Here is a 16,498-nt window from a genome sequence, read left to right on the forward strand (position 1 = left end):
TTTGTCGTTTTGGCGTTACTTGGCCGCGGTGCGCGAGCCGCCGAGCACGTCGACGACGGCCCACTTGCCGCCGCGCACCTGGTAGATCGTGAAAGCCGGGTCCTTCAGGTTGCCTTCGGCGTCGAACGCGATGCGCCCGGTCACGCCGGGCCGGTCGATCGCACGAACGGCCGCGACCAGCTTCGCCGGCTGAGTCGTGCCGGCCTTCTGCGCGGCCGCGATCAGCGTGGCGGCCGCGTCGTACGCGAACGGCGCATGCAGTTCGATCGGCGCGTGAAAGCGAGCCTGGTATTGCGTGTCGAACGCGCTGCCGCCCGGCATCCGGTCGAGCGGCAGGCCCGGCTCGAGCGCCGTCACGCCGTCGCCGTCCTTGCCCGCGAGCGACAGGAAGGTCTGGCTCACGAAGCCGCCCGCACCGAGCAGCGGCGCGTTCACGCCGAGCTGGCGCATCCGGCGCGCGATCGGCGCGGCCTGCGCGTCGAGGCCGCCGAAGAACACGAGATCCGCGCGCTTGCCCTTGATCGCGGTCAGCACGCCGCTGAAGTCGGTGGTCTTGTCGTTCACGTATTGGCGATCGACGATCGCGCCGCCGTTCGCCCGCACGCCCTGGATGAACTGGTCGGCCAGCCCCGCGCCGAACGACGTGCGATCGTCGATCACCGCGATGCGCTTCGCCTTCAGCGTCTTCACCGCGTACGCACCGGTGAAGTGGCCGCCCGCATCGTCGTGACCCATGATGCGAAAGGCCGTCGCGTAGCCCTGCTGCGTGTATTGATGGCCGGTGGACGCCGGCGCGATTTGCGGGATACCCGCATCGCGGTACACGCGCGACGCCGGCACGCTGCAGCCCGTGTTCCAGTGACCGACGACGCCGATCACGTGCTGGTCGACGAGTTGCTGCGCGACCGCGACGGCCGTACGCGGGTCGGACTGGTCGTCGGCCGCGACGAGCTTGTAGACGACCGGCTTGCCGCCGATGGTCGGATGCTTCGCGTTCGCGTCGTCGATCGCGAGTTGCGCGCCGTTCTGCAGATCCTTGCCGATCCGCGCGGACGGGCCGGTGAGCGGCGCGGCGAGACCGATCAGGACGGTCTGCGGCGCGGACTGCGCGAACGCGGGAACGGTGGCGACCAGGGCGGCCGCCGAGAAGGCAAGGCTGACGGAGAGGAAAGCGATTTTCATGTGCGGGGATCGGTCGGTTGGATCTGAAACATGAAAAATATTAAATATTCGACATCCCAACCCCAAATATCCAATTGTTGGATGCTTATACCGTTCCCGACACATTAACGTATCTACATGTAAATACGAAATATTTTTGTTCTGTTGCTTACCCTGACTTTTCTATAAAATTCGATACATGAAAAATATCGAACAATTGCCGCACGATCCGCCGCTGCGCGCGGTGCGTGCGTTCGAAGCGTTTGCGCGTCTCGGGTCGGTCACCGCGGCGGCCGGCGAATTGGACATCACGCCGTCGGCGGTCAGCCATCAGCTGCAACTGCTCGAGGCGTTCATCCAGACGCCGCTGACGGTACGCGAAGGCCGGCTGCTCGCGCTCACCGACGAGGGACGCGACTACTACCGCTCGATCAGCGCGGCGTTCTCGGTGTTGCGCAGCGCGACGCGCTTCGTGCGCGACCGTTCGTCGCTGCGCCAGATCACCGTCAGCCTCATTCCGCTGCTCGGCATCGGCTGGTTCATTCCGCGGCTTCACGCGTTCCTCGCCGACAACACCGACGTCGACGTCACGGTGCTGTACGCGCACCACCGCAACTACCGAAGCGATGCGTCGGATCTGTCGATCCGCTTCGGCACCGGCGACTGGCCCGGCTATCGCTGCGAGCGGCTGCTGCCGGGCGCGATGGTGCCGATGTGCAGCCCGTCGTTCCTGAAGCGTCACGGGCCGTTCCGCACGCCGGCCGATCTCGCGCGCGCGCCGCTCGTGCACGACGAGGATCGCAGCACGTGGGTGAACTGGCTGCACGGCGCCGGCGTGCGGCACGTGTCGCACGCGGTGGGGCCGATGTTCGAGGACGGCCAGCTCACGCTGAGCGCCGCCCGCGCGGATCTCGGCGCCGCGTTGCTGCGCGCGCCGCTGGTCCAGCGCGAACTGGCGAACGGCGAGCTCGTGCAACTGTTCGATCACGCGCTCGACGACGGGCGCGACTACTACCTGTGCACGCGCGAGGACGCGGACATGCCGGACGGGGCGCGGCGGCTGGCGGCGTGGTTGCGGAAGATGGCGGGGATTTGAGCGGGCCCCATAGACGCGTCGTCCTGCCGGGAGCCTTGCGTGCTTTCAACTTGGCATATATGATATGCATATCATATATCGGAGGTTGCCATGAGCCGGATTCTGGTCGATCTGTCGGATGGCCAACTCGACGAGTTGGCCGTCATCGTCGAGACTCAACACCGTCCCCGCGCCGCCATCATTCGCGACGCGATCGACGCCTACATTGCCCTGAACAAGCACCGGCTTGCCGACGACGTCTTCGGTCTCTGGAAAGATCGCACGATCGACGGGCTCGCCTATCAAGAGGAATTGCGCTCGGAATGGTAAAAGCCCTTTTCGACACCAACATCCTGATCGATTATCTGGGCGGCGTGGAATCCGCCCGTGCGGAGCTAGGCCGCTACGACTATCGTGCAATCAGCATGATCTCGTGGATGGAAGTCCTCGTCGGCACGTCCGCTAATGACGAGGCACCCATTCGTGCATGGCTCTCGTCGTTCGATGTCATCGCACTCGACAGCACGGTTGCGAATCGCGCCGTGACGATTCGCAAGGACCGCCGCATACGCCTGCCCGACGCGATCGTGTGGGCATCGGCGCAAGTGAACGGTCTGCTGCTCGTATCGCGCAACACGAAGGACTTTCCCCCCTCCGAACCCGGCGTTCGCGTGCCGTATCAGATCTAAGCCGGCGTACGCGAGCGCATACGCCTTCCCAGCACATCCCTCCGACCCGCGCTCATGCCAAGCGGGCGCCACCCACGTCAACGTCCTCCTCCCGCCCCCGCCAATCAAGGGACGGAAGCAGATAGAAAATCCCGATGCCGCGGATTGAAACAAGCAATTTCACAAGTTCAGGGTGAACCCGGATACTGGCAACACTCCACTCACCACTGACGAAAAGGAATTGTCCAGATGCCGATCATCAACACCCAAATCAAGCCGTTCAAGGCAACCGCTTACCACAACGGCGAATTCGTGCCCGTCTCGGAAGAGAACTTCAAGGGCAAGTGGTCCGTCGTCGTGTTCTACCCGGCCGACTTCACGTTCGTCTGCCCGACCGAACTGGGCGACCTCGCCGACCGTTACGCGGAATTCCAGAAGCTGGGTGTCGAAATCTACGGCGTGTCGACCGACACGCACTTCACGCACAAGGCATGGCACGACACGTCGGACACGATCGGCAAGATCAAGTACCCGATGATCGGCGACCCGACGCTCACGCTGTCGCGCAACTTCGACGTGCTGATCGAGGAAGAAGGGATGGCGCTGCGCGGCACGTTCGTGATCAATCCGGAAGGCGAGATCAAGCTGTGCGAAATCCACGACAACGGCATCGGCCGCGACGCAGGCGAACTGCTGCGCAAGGTCCAGGCGGCGCAGTACATCGCCGCTCACCCGGGTGAAGTGTGCCCGGCCAAGTGGACGCCGGGTGCGGAAACGCTGACCCCGTCGCTCGACCTGATCGGCAAGATCTAAGGGTCGCAGCGCGCCTTGTACGGGGCGCGCGACACGCATCGCCACGGGCCGCCTCGCGCGGCCCGTGCCCTCCTCCGGCACGACGTGCCCGACCAGAATGATCAATACGGAATCCGAAACGCCATGCTCGACGCCAATCTCAAGAACCAACTCAAAGCGTACCTCGAAAAGATCACGCGCCCGATCGAACTCGTCGCCTCGCTCGACGACAGCGCGAAATCGCAGGAACTGCTGGCGCTGCTGACCGAGATTGCGTCGCTGACGGATCGCGTGACCGTGGCCGAACGCCGCGACGACGCCGAGCGCAAGCCGTCGTTCTCGATCGGCGAGCCCGGCAAGCCGGCCGGCATCCGTTTCGCCGGCATCCCGATGGGCCATGAATTCACGTCGCTCGTGCTCGCGCTGCTGCAGACGGGCGGCCATCCGATCAAGCTCGACGACGACGTGATCGAACAGATTCGCGCGCTCGACGGCGACTACGCGTTCGAAACGTATTTCTCGCTGTCGTGCCAGAACTGCCCGGAAGTCGTGCAGGCGCTGAACGTGATGTCGCTGATCAACCCGCGCATCCGCCACGTCGCGATCGACGGCGCACTGTTCCAGGATGAAGTCGAGTCGCGCCAGATCATGGCCGTGCCGACGATGTTCCTGAACGGCGCATCGTTCGGGCAGGGCCGCAGCAGCGTGAAGGAAATCCTCGCGAAGCTCGACACGGGCGCGAGCGAACGCGCGGCGAAGTCGCTCGAAAACAAGCCGGTGTTCGACACGCTGATCGTCGGCGGCGGCCCGGCAGGCGCCGCCGCGGCGATCTACTCGGCACGCAAGGGCATCGCGACGGGCGTCGTGGCCGAGCGTTTCGGCGGCCAGGTGCTGGACACGATGGCGATCGAGAACTTCGTGTCGGTACAGGAAACCGAAGGGCCGAAGTTCGCGACCGCACTCGAACAGCACGTGAAGCAGTACGACGTCGACATCATGGACGTGCAGCGCGCCGACGCGCTGATTCCGGGCGACGTGCACCAGATCCGCCTCGCGAACGGCGCGGTGCTGAAGGCGAAGACGATCGTCCTCGCGACCGGCGCACGCTGGCGCGAAATCAACGTGCCGGGCGAGCGCGAATACCGCAACCGCGGGGTCGCGTACTGCCCCCACTGCGACGGTCCGCTGTTCAAGGGCAAGCGCGTCGCGGTGGTCGGCGGCGGCAACTCGGGCGTCGAGGCCGCGATCGACCTCGCCGGCATCGTGAAGGAAGTCACGCTGATCGAATTCGGCGCGCAACTGCGCGCGGATGAAGTGCTGCAGCGCAAGCTGCGCAGCCTGCCGAACGTGACGATCGTCACGCAGGCGCAGACGACCGAGCTGACCGGCGACGGCAGCAAGCTGAACGGGCTCGTGTACAAGGATCTGCGCTCGGGCGACACGCAGCGTATCGAGCTCGAAGGCGTGTTCGTGCAGATCGGCCTCGTGCCGAACACCGAATGGCTGAAAGGCACGGTCGAACTGTCGAAGCATGGCGAGATCGTCGTCGATGCGCGCGGCGCGACGTCGGTGCCGGGCGTGTTCGCGGCCGGCGACGTGACGACGGTGCCGTTCAAGCAGATCGTGATCGCGGTCGGCGAAGGCGCGAAGGCGTCGCTCGGCGCATTCGACCACCTGATCCGGCAAGACGTGGCGCCGGTGGCAACCGCTCAATCGCAAGCCGAGGAAGCGGTCGCAGCCTGACGGACGTCAGCCCGACGACATCAAGGTTTGTCTCTCTTGGCCCCGCATGCTTTGGTCGGCGTGCGGGGCGCTTTTTATGCCGAAGGCGTTCGCGGTTACTTGGTCGCGCCCGGGCTGCCGTCCGCCGGCGCAGGGGCCGTCGACTTGAAACTGCTCGATTGCCTGACCAGCTGTTCGGTCATCGCGGCCGCCACCGGATTCGCGCCGGACGACCCACTTCCGTGCCGGTACGAACCGGTGCTCGCCGGCATCGCAGAAATCGACGACATCGACGGCGGCGGCAACGACGGGTCGAGCTTCGCCGATTCCCTGACGAGCGCGGCGGTCTCCGGCGTTTCGGATTTCGTCGCGGCCGCCGGCGCGGCAGCGGCGTGGCGTTCGAGGCCGTCGCGCTTGCGCGGCGCGCGTTGCGTGACTTGCGCGGGTGGCATGGACTGAACGGATTTCGCGGCCGGGGCCGGTGCCGATGGGGTCGAATCCTGCGCATCCACCGTCACGACATTGACCTTCGGCGGCGGCGCAGCCGGCTTCGTCACGCGTTGCGGCTTGTCGCTGACGACTGGAATCGCGGGAGCGGGAGCCGGCGCGGCGGCGACGCGCGCGGTTGGGGCCGGCGGGGGTGTTGGCACGGCGGGAGGCGGCATGGCAGCCGCCTGTTTCGGTGCTGTCGCAGCAGCCGGTGCCGGCGGCGCGATCGCGCCCTGCACCGCGTGATCGTTGCTCGCGGGCGCCGCGGCAACAGGCGCGGCCGAATCGCCGATGCCGGCGTCTTCGATCGCGCGGTGGTCCGCGCGCAGGAGCATCACGTACGCGGTGCCGGCCGCGGCGACCAGGAGCCCGCCGGCGATCATCATGGTTTTACGGGTACTCGTCATGCTTGCTCACCGACATATCGACGTGAACAAGCCATCATACGCGGCCAATCCGCGTTGATCTCGCACGAATACATTTGGTTGCATTGTTGACGGCGCCAGGCCGTCGACGCCGTGCGACGCCGCGCCGCGCTATCGTCAGACGAGAAGGAGCGCCCTCCCTCGCCGGTCAGATGCAGAAGATCGCGACCGCGATCCCGCCGAACAGCAGCCACTTGACGATGTAGTACACGGTGCGATTCCACGCCTTCAGCCGCTTGCCGGCGCGGCGAATCGCATACAGGTACCGGAACGCGCGATTGAGCCCGCCCGTGCGATCGCCCGTTTCGTTCGGCGATGCGGCCGCGCGCATCAGCAGTTGCCCGACCGCATCGTTGACGCGTTGCGCCCAGCGATATTTCATCGGGCGCGCGACGTCGCAGAACAGGATCACGCGATCGTGCACGGTGCGGTTTTCGGCCCAGTGCAGGTACGTCTCGTCGAACATCACGGCGTCGCCGTCGCGCCACGCATACGACTCGCCGTCGACGACGATCCGGCACGCATCGTCGTTCGGCGTATCGAGGCCGAGGTGGTAGCGCAGCGAGCCCGCATACGGATCGCGATGCAGCCCGAGCTTCCCGCCCGGCGGCAACTGCGCGAACATGGCCGCCTTGATCGACGGAATCCGCGACAGGATCTCGACCGAGCGCGGACATAACGCCTGCGCGGACGGATGCGGCGCGTCGTACCACTTCAGGTAGAAACGCTTCCAGCCGTGGCGAAAGAACGAATTGAAGCCGATGTCGTTGTACTCCCCCGACGCCTTGATCCGGCTCGCGTCGCGCAACGCGAGCGCTTCGCGGCGAAACGTGCGCCATTCGCGCTGCAGCACCGCGAGCTCCGGAAAATGATCGGTGTCGAGAAACGGCGTAGTCGGCACCGACGAAAACGCGTACGAAAAGCAGTTCAGCGGTGCGGTAAAGGTCGAGTGGTCGGATAGTTGCCTGAACAACCGGTGCCGCACCTTGCCGCGCCGATGCGTGTACACGACACACGCAATGAACACGATCAACAGGACCCAGCGCATCGATATTTCCCCCGTAAGCCGTTTGCCGGAATTCTAGATACGGGAAAAATTTCTTGCTCTGACGGTGAGGTCGTGTGGTGTATACCTCACAGCGCGGCGCGATGGCCGATCGATCCGTGCCGAAACGCAGAAAAGCCCGTGTATCCGGGCTTTTCCACGCAATCCGCATGCGGGCGCGGCAGGCTACCGACGCACGCGCCTGCGGCGATTATTCCGGAAACGGCAAAGCAGTTTGTCCGTCTGCGCGCATATCGAACGTGTTGAGCGTCATCGCGACGAACGCGTAATAGCCGAGCAGCGCAACCAGATTCACCACGGTCTCGTGGCCGAAGCGCGCCCGCGCACGTGCGAACGTCGCATCGCTCACGCGGCGCGTATCGTACAGCTCGGTGGCGAACGCATGGATCAGCGCGTCGTCGTCCGCTTCGAATGCGGGCGCGACGCCAAGCCGGATCGCGTCGGCCGTCGCGGCCGGCACGCCGGCCTCGAGCGCGATCGGATGATGGATGTGCCACTCGGCCTGCGAGCGCCAGCGTGCGGCCGTCACGAGAATCGCGAGCTCCGACAGGCGCAGCGGCAGCCCCGTGCGATAGCGGCAGAACGCGCCGAGCTTCTGCGCATGCTGGGCCAGCTCGGGGCTCGCGATCCAGCCGAGAAACGGCCCGTTCAGATTGCCGCGCGGGCCGCTGAGAATATCAGCGAGCACGGCCTTCTGTTCGTCGGTGGCCGACGCGGGATCGAAAGGAGGCAGTCTGTCCGTCATGGTGAGGAATCGGTGAGGTCGGGTTCACGCGCCGGCCGACGCGAGCGCCGCGCCGATCGCGCCGGACAGCCGCTCGACGATCGTGTCGATCTGCTGCGCGGTGCACACGAACGGCGGCGCGATCAGGATGTGATCGCCGTGCACGCCGTCGATCGTACCGCCCATCGGATACACCATCAACCCGCGCTGCATCGCTTCGCGCTTGACCGCCGCATGCAGCTTCAGCGCGGGGTCGAACGTCGCCTTGGTGTCGCGATCGCGCACGAGTTCGACGCCGACGAACAGCCCGCGGCCGCGCACGTCGCCGACATGCGGATGCGCGCCGTAGTGCTCGCGCAACGACGCACGCAGTTGCTCGCCGCGCGCCTTCACGTTGTCGAGCAGCTTGTCTTCCGCAATCACGCGCTGCACTTCGAGCGCGGCCGCGCACGCGGTCGCGTGGCCGAGGTACGTGTGCCCGTGCTGGAAGAAGCCGGAGCCGTCGACGATCGTGCGATAGATGCGGTCGCTGACGAGCGTCGCCCCGATCGGCTGGTAGCCCGCGCCGAGCCCCTTCGCGATCGTCAGCAGATCGGGCGCGACGCCGTCTTCGTCGCATGCATACAGGTAACCCGTGCGCCCCATCCCCGACATGATCTCGTCGAGGATCAGCAGCACGCCGTACTTGTCGCATACCGCGCGAATCTTCTTCAGGTACGTGCGCACCGGCGGCACCGCGCCGGCCGTCGCGCCGACCACCGTTTCCGCGACGAACGCCGCGACGTTTTCCGCGCCGAGTTCGACGATCTTCCGTTCGAGCTCGTCGGCCAGACGCTGCGCGTACGCTTCGTCGGTTTCGCCCGCCTGCTGGTCGCGGTACGCATAGCACGGGCTCACGTGGTGCGCTTCAATCAGCAGCGGCAGGAACGGCTCGCGCCGCCATGCGTTGCCGCCGATCGCGAGCGCGCCGAGCGTATTGCCGTGATAGCTCTGGCGCCGGGCGATGAAATGGCGGCGCTGCGGCTCGCCCTTCTCGACGAAATACTGGCGTGCGAGCTTCAGCGCGGCCTCGATCGCCTCGGAGCCGCCCGACACGAAATACACGTGGTCGAGCCCGGCCGGCGCGCCGTCAACGAGCCGGTCGGCCAGTTCCTCCGCCACGTCGGTCGTGAAGAACGACGTATGCGCGTAAGGCAATTGCTGCGCCTGCCGCTTGATCGCGTCGATCACGCGCTGGTTGCTGTGGCCGAGACACGATACGGCCGCGCCGCCGCACGCGTCGATGTAGCGTTTACCGGTCGAATCGATGATCTCGATGCCGTCGCCTGCGACGGCAACGGGCAAGGTGGCGCGCGGGGCGCGATGGAAAACGGTCGTCATGCGTGGCCTCATGGATCAGGACGCGCTGGATGCGTGTCCGGACGGCACGATGCGCGTCGCGAAGCGCTGCGCGCCGTGTTGATGGACGGTGAAGTCGATCGCGGTGTCATGAATCGCGAACACCGCGGTCGCCAGGGTGTTCTCGTCGTCGGGATCGGCCGGATCGTCGCGGTAGATCGGCAGCCCTTCCGGCGCCCGATCGCCGAGCACGCGCAACAGCGGGGCTTCGTCGATCGTGTCGATGCCGGGCGTCAACGCGTCGACGCGGCGCTGGCGGTCAGCCGACGACTGCGTGACGATCTGCGCATCCGCGTCGCACCCCGGATGCACGAGATGATTCGCGTGGCCGGTGAGGCGCGTGACATCGACGACCGAACAGCGCGCGACGCTCGCCTCGATGCTCAGCAGTCGCGCATCGCCGGTCGCACCGATCGTGTGATGAAAGCCGCTCGCGCGCGCATGCGATCGCAGCACGTCGGCCGCCGCGTCGAGCGACGTCGCGTCGAGCACCGCACGCGCGAGGATCATGCGCGGCACGCCCGGCGCCGGCGTGCGGATCCGCAGGTTGTTGATCGCCTGCGCGATGCCCGCGCGGTTCGCGGCGAACGTATGGCCCGGCAGCGAGCCGGGGTAGTAGAAACTGATGAAGCCCGGCTTGCCCGCCGGCTGCACGTCGACGAGCAGGCAGCGTTCGCGCAGGTACGGATCGCCGTCCTCGTTGTGCGCGATCCAGCGCGTGCCGTTCGCGTCGCGCGCGGCGAGCGTCGTGCAGCCGTCCGGCGCGTTGTGGATCAGCTCGCCGCGGCAATTCCACAGGAAGATGTCCTCGGCCGGCCAGCCGACGCCCGCCGCTATCCCGTCCAGTTCCGCGACGAGATCGGGGTACGCGGCGAGCGCGGCCTGCCGCAGCGCATCGACGAACGGATGGCCGCGCCAGCGGCGCACGGCCTGCCATGCACTGCTCTGCTGCATGTACGCATCGAATACCGGGCGGGCAAGCTCGCCCAGGCGCACGCCGATGTCGAACGGCGTGCCGGCGATGACGGGGGAAAGGGAAAGCGGCATGTCGGAGGGTTCGGTTCCGTTCAGGACACGTGTTTCAGGAATTCCTTCAGGCGCGGCGTCGGCGGCCGGTCGATCAGCTCGACCGGATGGCCCTTGATCGTCATCCCGGACAGCGCGACGTCGATGTTCTGCGTCTGCAGCGCGGGGATCAGGCCCGCGAAATCCATCGGCTGGATCGTGTATTTCCAGCCCTGGTCCTTCGCGATCTCGGCCCACAGATCGAGATCGAAGCCGACGTACTTGTCGCCCTGCTTGAACTCGAACGGCATGAACGACGTATCGGTCCCGACGACGAGCGTCTTGGTGTCCGCGTGCGCGAGGCTGGCGCCGAGCGCGGCGACGACCGCGACGGCTTTCAGGAAGGAACGGCGACTCATGGTTTCTCTCCGCATGATTGAGCGATGTAACCGGCCAACGGGCCGGCGGAACGACGACATCAAGCCGCACCGCAACATGCGATGTTGAATTAGACCTTAATGCAACAAGTGTTGTCAATGGCGATACTACGACAACAAAAAAGTCCGCAACAAAAAAATGCGTCGAGACAGGCCCGGGCCGCGCGGTGCGGATAGATCGGAGGAATGCCGGAAAATGGCGGAGCAGAACGCCCCGCGCGAGCGTGGCGCGCGGTGGATGGCGGTACGTGGAAAGAAGACGGCGCGCCGTGCCGGGATGGCCGTGCGCGCGAAGCCGGCAACCGCCTGCCCGTCTCAACACATGTTGCGGAATGCGCGCGGCATCGCCGAACGACGGCGCGCCGATTCCTCGTCGTTCACGCCGCGACCCCGCTCGCCTGATGCGACACGAGCCGCGCATACGCGCCGTGCCGCGCCATCAGCTCCGCGTGGCGGCCGGCCTCGATCACCGCGCCCTGCTCGATCACGAGGATCAGGTCGGCGTTGCGCACGGTCGACAGGCGGTGCGCGATGATGATCGACGTGCGTCGCGTCATCAGATCCTCCAGCGCCGCGCGGATCTGCTGCTCGCTGATCGTGTCGAGGTGCGACGTCGCCTCGTCGAGGATCAGCACCGGCGCGTCCTTCAGAAACGCGCGTGCGATCGCTACACGCTGACGCTGGCCGCCCGACAACTGCACGCCGCGCTCGCCGACGCGCGTCGCGAGCCCGTCCGGCAGCCGCGCGACGAAATCGCCGAGCGCCGCGTGGTCGATCGCGCGCCGCACGTCCGCGTCGGACGCGTCGCTCGCGGCGAGCCGGATGTTCGCTTCGAGCGTATCGTTGAACAGGTAGGTATCCTGCGCAACGAGCGCAATGTGCTGCCGCAGATCGTCGAGCCGCAGGTCGCGCAGGTCGACGCCGCCGAGCGTCACGCGGCCCTGCTGCGGATCCCAGAAGCGCAGCAGCAGGCTCGCGATCGTCGACTTGCCGGCGCCCGATGCGCCGACCAGCGCGACCGTGCTGCCGGCCGGCACCTCGAAGCTCACGCGGTCGATCGCGGGCACGCTGCGTCCCGGATACGTGAACGACGCCGCGTCGAACCGCACCGCCGAATTGCCCGGCATCGCGTGCGCGCCGTCCGTCACCGTCACGGGCTCCTTCTCCAGCGCGCGCAAGCGACGCGTCGACGCGATCGTGTCGGCAAGCTGGCGCGCGACCTGGCCGATCTCGGCCACCGGCATGAACGCGGCCACCGCGATCAGCACCAGCAGCGGCAACGACTCGCGCGGGAACCCGCCGCGTGCGCACAACCACGCGCCGAGCGCCGCGACGGCCAGCCCGCCGAGCCCGCTCGCGACTTCCAGCGCGGCGCTTTGCGTCGACAGATCGTCGAGCAGCTTCGCGCGCTGCCGGCGGTACGCATCGACTTCGGCGACGAAGGCCGCACGTCGGCGCGCGATCGCCTGGAACGCGGTGAGTTCCGCGAGCCCCTGGATCGTTTCGGTCAGATGCGCGCCGAGCTGGCCGAGCGCTTCGCGCGCGCCGGTGCCGAGCCGGTCGACGTCGCGCCGGGCCAGCACGGGCGCGAGCCCGGCCCACAGCAGGAACGGCAGCAGCACGAGCGCGAGCGGCCACGCGACCGACGCGAGCAGCACCAGCACGCCAGCCGGCACGAGCACCGCGACGAACGCGGGCGCGAGCGTATGCGCGTAGAAATATTCGACGGTCTCGACGTCCTGCGTCGCGAGCGCCACGAGATCGCCGGAACGGCGGCGCAGCAGCCCGGCCGGCGCGAGCCGTTCGAGCGTCGCGAACAGCGCGATGCGCATTTCCGCGAGCAGCCGATACGCCATGTCGTGCGCGAGCCACGATTCGAGCCAGTGCAGCACGGCCGCGACCGGCGCGATCACGAGCAGCGCGGTCACGAGCCCGGTACCGACGTGACCGGTCGGCACCGCGCCGACCACCCGCGCACCGATCACGCCGACGCCGATGAACGCGAGCACGCGGCCGATCCCGAACAGCACGGTCAACACGACCTTGCCCTTCCACGGCCGCACGAAGCGCAGCAGCGTCTGCACCGTCTCCGGCCAGCCGATCGTCGCCGCGTCGTCGTTCAGCGGCCGCACCTGCGGGCCCGACGACGCTCGCGCGCTCGCGCCGACCGCCGCCGTCGCGCCGACGGATTCGGCGACCGCTTCCAGCTGCGGCCCCATCAGCCGGCGATACGGGCCGTCGCGCGCGATCAGCGCCGCATGCGTCCCTTCGTCGACGACCTGCCCCTGATCGAGCACCAGGATGCGATCGGCGCCGATCACGCTGGACAGCCGGTGCGCGAGCACGAGCGTCGTCCGCCCGCGCGTGAGCCGGTCGAGCGCCTGCTGGATCAACGCTTCGTTTTCCGCATCGACGGAGGACAGCGCCTCGTCGAGCAGCAGGATCGGCGCATCGCGCAGCAGCGCGCGGGCAATCGCGATGCGCTGGCGCTGGCCGCCCGACAGCATCAGCCCGCGTTCGCCGATGCGCGTCGCGTAGCCGTCGGGCAGCGCCGAGATGAAATCGTGCGCGTTGGCCGCGCGCGCGGCCGCGATCATGTCCGCGTCGCTCGCGTCCGGGCGGCCGAGCCGCAAGTTGTCGGCGACGCTGCCGTCGAACAACGTCGCATCCTGCGCGACGACCGCGATCATCTCGCGCACCTGATCGGCATCGAGCGTCCGCACGTCGTGGCCGCCGATCCGGACCGCGCCGCCCTGCGCGTCGTGCTGGCGCAGCAGCAGGCGCACGATGGTCGACTTGCCGGCCCCGCTCGGCCCGACGATCGCGACCGTCTCGCCTTCGCGCACCGAGAAACTCAGCGCCGCATGGGCGTCCGCGCGGCGCCCCGGATACGCGAAGCTGACGTCGTCGAACGCGATCTCCGGCCGCAGGCCCGTCACGCGCGGCGCGTCGGCGGCCGGCGCCTGACTGCCCGCGTCGAGCAGCGCATGGATCGCATTCGCCGCCGACTGGCCGATCATCCCCTGATGCAGCACCGCACGCAGGTCGCGCAGCGGCCGGAAGATCTCGCTGCCGGCCATCAGCACGATCAGCAGCGCCTCGAGGCTCATGTCGCCGTGCTGCACACGCCACGCGCCCACCGCGATCGCCGCGGCCGCGCCGAGGCCGGTGCCGAGATCCGTGAACAGCCGCGTCAGCAGCCCGAGCGCGAGCACCCAGAACGTGCTGTCGGACAGCGCGCGCGCCTTCGCGGCCAGCTTCGCGCCGAACGCGGTGCTCTGCCCGAACGCCTTCAGCGTCGGCAGGCCCTGCACCGCGTCGAGAAACTCCTCGCCGAACGCCTTGAACGCGGCCGAACGCGCGAGCGCCGCGCGCTTGTCGGCGCGATGCACGAGCTGCGGCAGCGCGAGCGTGACGAGCGCCGCGACCAGCAGGATCGCGGCCGTCGGCACGTCCCACCATGCGAGCACCGCGAAGATCATCAGCGGCGCGCACGCGGCGATCACGAGCTGCGGCAGATAGACGCCGAAGAAGGTCTGCAACTGCTCGACGCCGTCGACGACGGCGAGCATCACGCCGCCCGTGCGTTCGCCGCTGAACCATGCGGGGCCGAGCGCGGCGATCCGGTCGAACAGCCGCGCGCGCAGCGTCGCCTGCACGCGGCCCGCCGTCTGCTGCGCGAGCACCGTGCGGCGATGGTCGAGCCATGCACGCAACAGCACGCAAGCCGCGGTTGCAGCGACGGCCTCGCCGATGCCGCGCGCCGGCGCGCCCGAAAACACCAGCGCCAGCACGCGGCCGAGAAACACGAAGCGCAGGATGCCGACACCCATCGCGAGCAGCCCGAGCGCGACGGCCGCCGCCACCCGCCAGCGCAGTCCCGCCATCATTGCCCATAGTCGTCGGTCGAAATACATGCAGCCCTCCGGTCGGTGTTTCGTTGCGTTTTTCTGGACCGGATCGAGGCTACCCGCGCCGCCCGCGCGCGGCAAAAGATGATTTTTCAACGGGTGTTGAGTCAACTACAATACCCCGCATGTCGCACCTTCCTCCCCTCAGCGCACTGCGTGCTTTCGAGGCGGCCGTCCGCCTCGGCGGATTCGCGCGCGCGGCGGCCGAGCTGAACGTGTCGACCAGCGCGGTCAGCCACCAGATCCGTTCGCTCGAGGAATCGCTCGGCACCCGGCTGCTCGAACGCAGCACGGGGCTCGGCGGCATCAGCCTCACGCCGGCCGGCGCGCGTCTGCTGCCGGCCGTCGGCGATGCGCTGTCGCGTCTGACCGACGCGTGCGCCGACATTCGCGGCACCGCGCAACGGCTCACCGTGTCCGCCAACGCGCCGTTTTCGTCGATGTGGCTCGCGCGCCGGCTCGCGGAATTCTCGTCGCTGCATCCCGACACCCCGCTGCATGCGGTCGTGCTCGACGACGAGCCGGATTTCGCGCGCAGCAGCGTCGATCTGGCGATCGTGCACGTGCCCGCGCATCGGCTGCGCGCAGACGACGACGTGCTGATACGGGAAACCGTGTTTCCGGTCTGCAGCCCCGAACTGTTTCCGTACGCATCGGAGCACGTATGCCGCTCGCGGCTGCTGCAGGAGATGCACGAGAACAGCCCCGAGATCGACTGGCGCAACTGGGCGGTGCACTTCGGCTTGCCGGACGACTTCGACACGAAGATCGTCCGCTACAGCAGCTTCAGCCAGGTGATCGGCGCGGCCGTCGGCGGCGCGGGCATCGCGCTCGGCCGCGTGCCGCTGATCGAGCCCGAACTGCGCAGCGGGCGCCTGGTGCCGCTGGTGCCGGGCCTCGCGCGCGATGCGTCATGGCGCTTCGTGCTGCGCCGCCATCCGTCGACGCGGCACCGGCTGCTCGATCCGTTGATCGCGTTCCTGCGCAGCGAAGCGGACGCGCCGCCGTTCGTGTCGAAGATCGTTGCGCCCGCATCCAACGACAGTCACGCACAAGGCGCGGGCGGCGCGTGACGGGCCGGCTGCAACGTCGGCTGCGCGTTGCCTGTGGGCGCCCGCTTACGGCGTCGCGAAGAACAGCCCGACGACGCACGCCATTCCGCCGAACCACACGAGCGAACGCAGCGACGCCCAGTTGAGCAGGTACATCAGCGCATAGACGACGCGGATCGCGACGAACGCGATCGCGAGCTGGTCGACACGATGCACGTTCGCGCCGTTGTGCCACGCCACCACCAGCGCGACCGCGAACAGCGCGAGCGCTTCCCATGAATTCTGATGCGCGGCCTGCGCGCGTGCGCGCCAGCCTTCGAGCTTCGCGAGGTAATCGCGCGGCGTACGGTTGTCGTAGCCCTTGCGGGCCTTGGCGAGAAACGTCATCGGGAACGGCAACAGCGCCACGATGAACAGGCACAGCTGGGACGTCGTCATCAAAGTCTCCTCCGTTATGCTTACATTAACCAATGACAAGATCGCGAGAGCTTAGCATTGCACCGTGCCGTTCGCGCACGGGTTTTCTAGACGGGAGACTCGGCTGAGCAAGGCTTTCCGGGCGACCGGCTCGCC

At 67.6% G+C, this 16,498-nt stretch carries 14 protein-coding genes and 1 pseudogene; 6 read left to right on the top strand and 9 right to left on the bottom strand.

The features are described from left to right. Positions 1–15 precede the first annotated feature (15 nt). Complete coding sequence (locus tag A9Z05_RS12235; protein WP_069618319.1) at positions 16–1,182, bottom strand: branched-chain amino acid ABC transporter substrate-binding protein; 1,167 nt, start codon at positions 1,180–1,182, stop codon at positions 16–18. 178 nt (positions 1,183–1,360) lie between these two features. Here A9Z05_RS12235 and A9Z05_RS12240 point away from each other — a divergent pair, with 178 nt between their 5' ends. From A9Z05_RS12240 to ahpF, 5 genes are all read left to right on the top strand, one after another. Beyond that, on the top strand, positions 1,361–2,257 hold the full coding sequence (locus A9Z05_RS12240; RefSeq protein ID WP_069618320.1) for a LysR substrate-binding domain-containing protein: 897 nt from the start codon (positions 1,361–1,363) through the stop codon (positions 2,255–2,257). A gap of 90 nt (positions 2,258–2,347) precedes the next feature. Continuing rightward, positions 2,348–2,566: a CopG family transcriptional regulator gene (locus A9Z05_RS12245; protein WP_069618321.1), complete on the top strand. Its 219-nt coding sequence runs from the start codon at positions 2,348–2,350 to the stop codon at positions 2,564–2,566. Next, the gene (locus A9Z05_RS12250) at positions 2,560–2,925 is read left to right on the top strand and encodes a type II toxin-antitoxin system VapC family toxin (protein ID WP_069618322.1); all 366 of its coding nucleotides are present in this window, start codon (positions 2,560–2,562) and stop codon (positions 2,923–2,925) included. Before A9Z05_RS12245 ends, A9Z05_RS12250 begins: the two co-directional genes overlap by 7 nt. Positions 2,926–3,153: 228 nt before the next feature. Further along, complete coding sequence (gene ahpC, locus A9Z05_RS12255; RefSeq protein WP_034179823.1) at positions 3,154–3,717, top strand: alkyl hydroperoxide reductase subunit C; 564 nt, start codon at positions 3,154–3,156, stop codon at positions 3,715–3,717. 123 nt (positions 3,718–3,840) lie between these two features. After that, positions 3,841–5,439: an alkyl hydroperoxide reductase subunit F gene (gene ahpF, locus A9Z05_RS12260; RefSeq protein WP_069618323.1), complete on the top strand. Its 1,599-nt coding sequence runs from the start codon at positions 3,841–3,843 to the stop codon at positions 5,437–5,439. 95 nt (positions 5,440–5,534) lie between these two features. On the opposite strand, the gene A9Z05_RS12265 is transcribed toward ahpF, so the two are convergent. The 7 genes and pseudogenes from A9Z05_RS12265 to A9Z05_RS12295 all read right to left on the bottom strand — a co-directional run bounded on the left by A9Z05_RS12265 (position 5,535) and on the right by A9Z05_RS12295 (position 14,879). After that, positions 5,535–6,314, bottom strand: coding sequence for an extensin (locus A9Z05_RS12265; protein ID WP_069618324.1), 780 nt, complete (start codon positions 6,312–6,314; stop codon positions 5,535–5,537). Between the two features lie 166 nt (positions 6,315–6,480). Further along, complete coding sequence (gene lpxO / locus A9Z05_RS12270) at positions 6,481–7,380, bottom strand: lipid A hydroxylase LpxO (RefSeq protein WP_069618325.1); 900 nt, start codon at positions 7,378–7,380, stop codon at positions 6,481–6,483. A 208-nt stretch (positions 7,381–7,588) separates the two neighbouring features. Beyond that, positions 7,589–8,143 (bottom strand): carboxymuconolactone decarboxylase family protein, encoded by a 555-nt coding sequence (locus A9Z05_RS12275; protein ID WP_069618326.1) that lies wholly within the window; start codon positions 8,141–8,143, stop codon positions 7,589–7,591. A gap of 24 nt (positions 8,144–8,167) precedes the next feature. Next, entirely contained in the window at positions 8,168–9,502 is a 1,335-nt protein-coding gene (locus A9Z05_RS12280; protein ID WP_069618327.1) for an aspartate aminotransferase family protein, read from the bottom strand. A gap of 15 nt (positions 9,503–9,517) precedes the next feature. Then, the gene (locus A9Z05_RS12285) at positions 9,518–10,567 is read right to left on the bottom strand and encodes a C45 family peptidase (RefSeq protein WP_069618328.1); all 1,050 of its coding nucleotides are present in this window, start codon (positions 10,565–10,567) and stop codon (positions 9,518–9,520) included. 68 nt (positions 10,568–10,635) lie between these two features. After that, positions 10,636–10,944 (bottom strand): annotated as a pseudogene (locus A9Z05_RS12290) (transporter substrate-binding domain-containing protein); the annotation flags it as partial. 395 nt (positions 10,945–11,339) lie between these two features. Next, complete coding sequence (locus tag A9Z05_RS12295; RefSeq protein WP_069618329.1) at positions 11,340–14,879, bottom strand: ABC transporter ATP-binding protein; 3,540 nt, start codon at positions 14,877–14,879, stop codon at positions 11,340–11,342. 119 nt (positions 14,880–14,998) lie between these two features. Between A9Z05_RS12295 and A9Z05_RS12300 the strand changes: the two genes are divergently transcribed. Then, positions 14,999–15,946 carry a LysR family transcriptional regulator gene (locus A9Z05_RS12300; RefSeq protein ID WP_069618330.1) on the top strand — a complete coding sequence of 316 codons (948 nt, stop codon included), beginning with the start codon at positions 14,999–15,001 and terminating at the stop codon, positions 15,944–15,946. 45 nt (positions 15,947–15,991) lie between these two features. On the opposite strand, the gene A9Z05_RS12305 is transcribed toward A9Z05_RS12300, so the two are convergent. Then, positions 15,992–16,363 (bottom strand): MAPEG family protein, encoded by a 372-nt coding sequence (locus tag A9Z05_RS12305; protein ID WP_069618331.1) that lies wholly within the window; start codon positions 16,361–16,363, stop codon positions 15,992–15,994. Positions 16,364–16,498 lie beyond the last annotated feature (135 nt).

The sequence above is a fragment of the Burkholderia sp. A2 genome (assembly GCF_001729305.1).
Lineage (GTDB): Bacteria > Pseudomonadota > Gammaproteobacteria > Burkholderiales > Burkholderiaceae > Burkholderia > Burkholderia sola.

Coding starts and splice junctions, on each gene's coding strand:
- A9Z05_RS12265 (WP_069618324.1), bottom strand. CDS start 6,314: ATGACGAGTACCCGTAAAACCATGATGATCGCCGGCGGGCTCCTGGTC.
- lpxO (WP_069618325.1), bottom strand. CDS start 7,380: ATGCGCTGGGTCCTGTTGATCGTGTTCATTGCGTGTGTCGTGTACACG.
- A9Z05_RS12305 (WP_069618331.1), bottom strand. CDS start 16,363: ATGACGACGTCCCAGCTGTGCCTGTTCATCGTGGCGCTGTTGCCGTTC.
- A9Z05_RS12285 (WP_069618328.1), bottom strand. CDS start 10,567: ATGCCGCTTTCCCTTTCCCCCGTCATCGCCGGCACGCCGTTCGACATC.
- A9Z05_RS12280 (WP_069618327.1), bottom strand. CDS start 9,502: ATGACGACCGTTTTCCATCGCGCCCCGCGCGCCACCTTGCCCGTTGCC.
- A9Z05_RS12245 (WP_069618321.1), top strand. CDS start 2,348: ATGAGCCGGATTCTGGTCGATCTGTCGGATGGCCAACTCGACGAGTTG.
- A9Z05_RS12250 (WP_069618322.1), top strand. CDS start 2,560: ATGGTAAAAGCCCTTTTCGACACCAACATCCTGATCGATTATCTGGGC.
- A9Z05_RS12240 (WP_069618320.1), top strand. CDS start 1,361: ATGAAAAATATCGAACAATTGCCGCACGATCCGCCGCTGCGCGCGGTG.
- ahpC (WP_034179823.1), top strand. CDS start 3,154: ATGCCGATCATCAACACCCAAATCAAGCCGTTCAAGGCAACCGCTTAC.
- A9Z05_RS12275 (WP_069618326.1), bottom strand. CDS start 8,143: ATGACGGACAGACTGCCTCCTTTCGATCCCGCGTCGGCCACCGACGAA.
- A9Z05_RS12295 (WP_069618329.1), bottom strand. CDS start 14,879: ATGTATTTCGACCGACGACTATGGGCAATGATGGCGGGACTGCGCTGG.
- ahpF (WP_069618323.1), top strand. CDS start 3,841: ATGCTCGACGCCAATCTCAAGAACCAACTCAAAGCGTACCTCGAAAAG.
- A9Z05_RS12300 (WP_069618330.1), top strand. CDS start 14,999: ATGTCGCACCTTCCTCCCCTCAGCGCACTGCGTGCTTTCGAGGCGGCC.
- A9Z05_RS12235 (WP_069618319.1), bottom strand. CDS start 1,182: ATGAAAATCGCTTTCCTCTCCGTCAGCCTTGCCTTCTCGGCGGCCGCC.